The 6457-nt window shown below is 47.7% G+C and carries 6 protein-coding genes; 4 read left to right on the top strand and 2 right to left on the bottom strand.

Translation table 11 applies throughout. The features are described from left to right. Positions 1–1025: MDR family MFS transporter (locus AQR02_RS12785; protein ID WP_054940824.1), on the bottom strand; the 1025-nt coding region annotated here is incomplete at its 3' end. 141 nt (positions 1026–1166) lie between these two features. Here AQR02_RS12785 and AQR02_RS12780 point away from each other — a divergent pair. The 3 genes from AQR02_RS12780 (at position 1167) to AQR02_RS12770 (ending at position 5439) form a co-directional block, all read left to right on the top strand. Continuing rightward, the gene (locus AQR02_RS12780) at positions 1167–2945 is read left to right on the top strand and encodes an ABC transporter substrate-binding protein (protein ID WP_054940823.1); all 1779 of its coding nucleotides are present in this window, start codon (positions 1167–1169) and stop codon (positions 2943–2945) included. 15 nt (positions 2946–2960) lie between these two features. Further along, complete coding sequence (locus AQR02_RS12775; protein WP_054940822.1) at positions 2961–4304, top strand: hypothetical protein; 1344 nt, start codon at positions 2961–2963, stop codon at positions 4302–4304. A gap of 154 nt (positions 4305–4458) precedes the next feature. Continuing rightward, positions 4459–5439, top strand: a complete 981-nt coding sequence (locus AQR02_RS12770; protein WP_054940821.1) for a cation diffusion facilitator family transporter — start codon at positions 4459–4461, stop codon at positions 5437–5439. 104 nt (positions 5440–5543) lie between these two features. Here the strand turns inward: AQR02_RS12770 and AQR02_RS32855 are convergent, their stop codons facing one another. After that, positions 5544–5711 (bottom strand): hypothetical protein, encoded by a 168-nt coding sequence (locus tag AQR02_RS32855; protein ID WP_167347615.1) that lies wholly within the window; start codon positions 5709–5711, stop codon positions 5544–5546. A gap of 148 nt (positions 5712–5859) precedes the next feature. On the opposite strand from AQR02_RS32855, the gene AQR02_RS12765 reads away from it, so the two are divergent. Continuing rightward, positions 5860–6435, top strand: coding sequence for a histidine phosphatase family protein (locus tag AQR02_RS12765; RefSeq protein ID WP_054940820.1), 576 nt, complete (start codon positions 5860–5862; stop codon positions 6433–6435). The last annotated feature ends 22 nt before the right edge of the window (positions 6436–6457 follow it).

The raw sequence follows: 6457 nt of genomic DNA, 5'->3' as shown, positions 1-6457 counted from the left end.
TAAGTGCCTTTCCACTCCGGCTTCGCGATCCGGTCGATCAGCATATCCATCATGGTGAAGAGCAGTACCTCTCCGATCGTGAACAAGATGACACCCGCCATGAGGAGAGCGACTCCGCCAGCGATTCCGAACAGCAGCATGCTAAGGGCTACACAGATATTCCCGAGAATTAGGGGAACAATGGGTGAAAACTTGCTGGCCGTGCGGACAATCGGGTACTGTACGACCAGCACGGTCACTGCATTTAGCGACAGCATATACGAGAACACCTTTCCGCCATCTGTAAAATGCGTATTCATCGCCAGATACTGTGCCAGCGTGGAGCTGAAATGTCCATAACCCAGTACACAGAAGATGGTACCGAGAAGTACGGGTAGGAATACGCGGTCCCGGCCGGCGGTTGCCAGTGCCACGCGCAGTTTAGGCGCCTGAGCTTCCGAACGCTGCGGCAGCGTAGAATGGTGTACACGGAACTGCGCGAACAATACCAGTCCATAAGCGATATAGACGATTCCGGCAATCAGGAAGGGGAACGTCGACTTAGCTGAACCCAGCTGAAGGCCAATGATCGGACCGAAGACTACACCAAGATTAACGGCGGCGTATCTTAGATTGAATACGAGCAGCTTGTGCTCAGGCGGCGTAATATCCGAGAGCAGCGCGCGTGAGGTAGGTTCAAATACAGCGCGGCAAATACCGTTCAATGTATTCACGAGGAAAAACACCCACAAATGCTGAGCGGCAGAGAAGCCGAAGAAGACACAGGCCCAGCCGAATACAGAGACCAGCATGACGATTTTGCGCCCGATCACATCGGAGATATACCCGCCGTAGAAGCTTATCATCACGCCTGCAAGCGAGCTAACCGCTACTGTAAAGCCTGTCTGTGTCGGGGAAGCGCCGAGCACCTGGGTTAAATAAATCGATAAAAAAGGAATGCTCATCGATGTTACCAGCCGGCCGAACATGGTCCCGATAATAATTGTCCACGCCAATGGATGAATATGCTGTAAATGTTGTTTCATAAGCTTGTAGATCTCCTAGTCTGCTTTCGGATTTTTGGGACTGTTAATCAACGCTTTGTTATGTATAATTGTAATGATAAAAGGGGGAAGTAAAAGTGTAAGTTTTCCACAATCCCTTTCACCTTTAAAGGAGTGATAATCTTGGATAACAATATCTCTCATTTTCTCCGGCTGGCCGCCGAGATTAATACCCCTTTTAGAATACATGAACCCCTAATGGTAAGTATTGAACAGCTTGCTGAGGTTCTTTGCTGCACCCCGCGGAATGTGAAGTTTATCCTGCGCAAGCTTGAAGAAAAGTCGTTTATTCACTGGCAGCCGGGAAGAGGCAGAGGCCATATTTCCGAACTGACCTTTGTACGCAGCGTGGATGAGGTGCTGGAAGATGCTCTGCAGGAGCTTATCGGCAGGGGGAAGATTAAGCAGGGCATAGACCTGATCGGTATACCCGAGGTAAACGGTCCTTTGAAGGAACGACTGTTGACCATGCTCAATAAACAGATGGGCTATCACAGTGAGACTGAATCGACAGAGGGTCTTGATGTCCTGCGGATCACACGCAACCGGCATATGCAGAAGCTGGATCCTTCCTGTGTATACACCGCTTTTGAAGCCTTTTTGATCAGTCAAATGTACAGCACACTGGTGACTTATGAACCATCCGGAGGCCGGTTTTTACCGGCTCTGGCCCACATGTGGGAAGTGAATGAGACCTATACCAGTTATATTTTTTATCTGCGCAAAGGTGTGCGGTTCCATCATGGGCGGGTCATGACAGCCAGGGATGTCAAGGAAACGCTGCAGCACCTGAAGGATCAGAATAGTCCGGCCTTGTGGCACTTCCGTCACATTACTGATGTGGAGCTGCTAGGGGATCACCGTATCCGCTTTGATCTGTCCAGGCCAAACCGCTTTTTCCTGCACCTGCTGAGTTCAATCTATATGTCGGTTCTTCCCTGCGATGTGGATTTTTCTGCGGAAAAACCACTTGGAACGGGGCCTTACCGGGTGATGAATTTAAGTGATGATGTTCTGGTGCTTGCTGCATTTGATGATTATTACGGCATCCGGCCGCTACTGGACCGGGTTGAGATCTGGTATTTGCCGGATCAGAGGGCCAGTGAACGCCATTACCAGCTTCCGGAGGTAGAGGAATTCCGCCCGTCCTCAGAGCCATGTACTAATAACAGCATTGATTATCCGGCTCTGGGATGCAGATATATCCTCTCCAATTTCCGCAAAAATGGATTTCAGCACAATCTTCATTTTCGTCAGGCAATGAGACTTCTATATCACCCGCTTGCGTTGATCAGAGAACTCGGAGGTAACCGGATTACCCCTGCTGACAGTTTCCTTCCCTGGAGAAGCCGGAAGAGCACATGGGTTGAACCTTCACTTGAACAAGCGAAACAGCTGCTTGATTTAAGCGGTTATAGCGGTGAAGTCATTATCCTTGGATATCTTCCCAAGAAAGATGAGCGGGAGGAAGCGGAATGGCTTCAGCGGCGCGGAGCCGGAATTGGCCTGCAATTCAGACTGCTGGATTACAAGGATTATAACCTGAAAGAAATCATGTGCCAGGCTGATTTTGTGTTTGCGGAAGAAGTGCTGGAGGATGACTGGCAGTGGGGAATGATCAATTATTTTGTGAACAAGTCTAATCATCTTCATGTGTTGCTGGAAGACAGCCAGCGCGACAGAATAGAGCAAGAGCTTGATCACTTTGCAGAGCTGCCTGAAGATGGCAGATGCCGCCTGCTCGAGCAAATGGAAGACGTTCTCCGCGACAATGCATGGCTACTCTATGGATGCCATATGAACAAAAGAGCGCAGCTCAATCAGAGTTTGTTCGGCCTGCATACCGGATCCTTCGGGTTCCTCGATATTTCCAGACTGTGGATCAAAACGGGATTCAATTAAAAGGAGTGACAGCAGTTGAAACTGATTTCTATTCAGCAAGCAATCACTCAAGTGGGACAATGGGCCAACCTTCCCGATTCTCATGAGTTGATACGTAGCGGAATTTACCGGAATCCGGAGTATAATCAGCAGCCTTTTTATAAAATAGAACTGGAATGGAATAAAAGAGGTGAAGCCGATCTGGATAAAGACGGATTAGCTAACCGGCATACGATTCGCGCAGAGCTGGACGCCCAGACCGGCAGAATGCTTGCTTTTTACAGACATGACTATCGTCCGGAGCACATCCGGGTGGAAAATGAGATGGAAGAGAGCAGGTATGAGGTGCTATATCCGCGTGTTCTCGAGTGGATTGGGAGATTAGAGCTTGGAATCAAACCACAGGAGCTGAAGCTGGTCCGGAAAACCGTTATCGGCGAAACTTTGTTCCGAATGAGCTTTCAACGGCAGTATCAAGGAATACCTATTAGAGACTACCAGGCACTGGAGATTAAGCTAAATACCAATTACGAGCTGATTCACCTGAATTGTACTTGGGATGAGTGCGCTTTTGAAGAACGTACAGGTTTGATCCCGGAGAGTGAGCTCCGGCAATCCTTTGGAAATGAGCAGCTAATCCTTGCCTATATCAGCTACCTTGCATCCGCTCATCCCTTTTATATGTTCCGCGAGGATACTTATAACGCACATACGGGGCAACTTGTGTATTCAGATCAACCCGAATTGCTGGAGATTATAGATCTTTCGACTACTATGCCGCAGCGTAATGAGCAGATTTCTGTTTTGCATCAGCCGATTTTTGATGCCGATTATGACAGCTTGAAGCTTGAAAATGGGGTAAGCGAGGCAGATCCCTATGCGCCGCATCCTTTTTTCACAATGGTTACTGAGGAGGATATCCTTAAATCTAAAGATATAGCTGTTTCCTACCTAAAAACACATCACAATACAGAGTCATGCCAGTTTGCATTTATACAAAATTATGGGCAAAATGTGGTTAAAAGTATGCATGGGAATCAGATTGTTGTGGAGATCCACCGTGTTGTGAACGATATTTCTGTAATAGGAGCGGGTATCCGGCTAGTTATCGATCATCATACCTGGAAGGTCAAAAACGTTATGGATGCGCTGAAATTCACAATGGCAGTCAACGAGCTGGAATTAGATGGACTGCAAAAAGCGCTAGTTTCAAGATCAACGGCATGGGAACATATGAAAGAAAAGATCAACCTGCAGCTGCAATACCTGTTTGAACCGGATGTAACAGATACAGCGGGCAAGAAGGCGATTCTGACCTATGTGCTGAAGAGTGAATGGATTTGCGATGCATGCACCGGTGAAATGCAGCTTATCGATTAGTTTTTGATGATGGTAGTCTCCTCATATAGCAAGTGATAGGATTTGTCCTCATAAGGTTAATAAGTACATAAGTTGAGTGGACAACAAATCGGATATCATTTGCGGTACGGCTGTGCCGGTAAATGGACGGATGCGTAAGGAGGCTGCCAGAATTATGGACGAGAAACGCGAAACGATTGGAAATTTGATCAAAAAAGGCAACAGATCCTCAGGATCGGCAGCTATAGGCAATACTTGTATTGCAATAGTGAAAGGGGCTGCTTTTGCTCTGACCGGAAGCGGTTCGATGTTCGCAACCATGATGCATTCAATTGCCGATGCCGTCAATCAGATGTTTGTTTTTACGGGCAGTGTGCTGGCTGAGAAAAGGCCTACGCGTCGCTTCCCCGACGGCTTCGGACGGGTGATCAACCTGTTCTGCATGGTCGCGGTAATTGTCGTTACGGTCATGGCATATGAAACGATGCTGGAAGGGTTCCATCTGCTGAAGCATCCGGCAGAGGAGAGCAGCGGTTATTGGATCAATGTGCTGGTACTGGTGATGTCAATTGCCGTGGACGGATTTGTATGGGTGAGGGCGATGAATGAAGTGCTCCATGAAGCACGGGTTGATGCCAAAGGCTTGGGCAAGCTTACAGTCTCACTCAAAAATGTGAAACGGGCGGCTCCGCCGACCCGGCTTGTCTACTATGAAGATCTGGTGGCTACAACAGGGGGGCTGCTGGCAATGATTGCCGTGCTGGTCACCGCGCTAACCAATTTTCATCTGCTTGACGGCATCACCAGTATTTTGATTGCCTTTATGATGATTGGGGTAGCCTTCCGTGTAGGTTATGACAATATGGTTGGACTGATCGGTGTCGCCGCACCACCGGAAATCGAGGATAAGGTAGCGAAGATCATCTTCGACGAGCCGCAGGTTACTGATATTTTTCAGATGCGGATTCTCCAGGAAGGGCGTTATTATCATATAGAAGGCCTGATCGAGCTGCGGCGGGGCTTATCGCTGGCGGATGCCGACGATATCAAGTTCAAGGTGAGGGACAAGCTGCTGGCTGACCCGCATATTTCGGATGTGACTTTAGGGATTCTGGAGGATAACGGTGTCCGTAACTGGGTGCCGCAGCATGAATAGAAGGATTCTATTTAAATGTAATCATAGAGGGGAGTACCGTACAGAACGGTGCTCCCCTTAAGTATGAGTGCTATACACAGCCTGCGTTAAGCGGGGCTAAGCGGTTAAACCGCCTGCTTACCGTCACACTTTTTGCAGACATCCAGCTTGCCGCCGTCGGCACTTTTGCCGATATAGAGCAGTTTAATCCGTGTGCTTCCACAGATTGGACAGGTTCCTCTGCTGCGGGACGGCATCCGCCAGAGTGCTTTGCCGCGTTTATTCTTGGACATAAGGTTTCCCACCTTCACTCGTAATACCCTATCCTATGCCTGTCCTGGCAAGACTAGTACTTTCTCATTGACATACCAGTTATTACTAATATAGTGTGAAAGTTGTATTTCATTAATCATCCGGAAAAATATATTTCAGGAGGAAGCTATGCACACTTCGGTTTATATGGTAAGACATGGTGAATCACCAATGAATGAGAACAGCAAAAACGAAAGAACCAGAGGTTTGACGGAAAAAGGGAAGAGGGATGCACATCAAGTAACTGAGTTATTGAAACAAGAAGATATAGAGGTTTTTGTCTCAAGCCCTTATCTAAGGGCGATTCTAACCATCGGGGATTTGGCTGAGGCCAGCGGCCGGGAGGTTCTGTTATACGAAGATCTTAAAGAAAGAATCTTCTTAAATGAAGATAAACGCTTGCCTGATGAGGAGTTAATTCCACTATTGGAGAGGTCATTTATTGATCCTGATTTTTCTTTGCCGGGGGGAGAATCGAATGCCGGATGTCAGAGCCGGGCTGTAACCGTTTTAGAAGAGTTGTTAAAGAATTATGACGGACAGAAGATAGCTTTAGGCACACATGGAGCCGTAATGACTTTGATTATGAAACATTATGACAACAAGTACGACTTGGATTTCCTGCTAAACATGTCCAAACCGGATGTATACAGGCTGGATTTTAACGGGAATGAGTTGGTTGATGTCATCAGATTGTGGGAATAACGGTTAACTGAAACACGGGAAG

Origin of the sequence: Paenibacillus ihuae (assembly GCF_001368795.1) — a bacterium.
In the GTDB taxonomy this organism is placed as follows: domain Bacteria; phylum Bacillota; class Bacilli; order Paenibacillales; family Paenibacillaceae; genus Paenibacillus_AQ; species Paenibacillus_AQ ihuae.
Note: the sequence above shows the minus strand (reverse complement) of the source record. Positions and strands in the feature narration are given on the sequence as shown.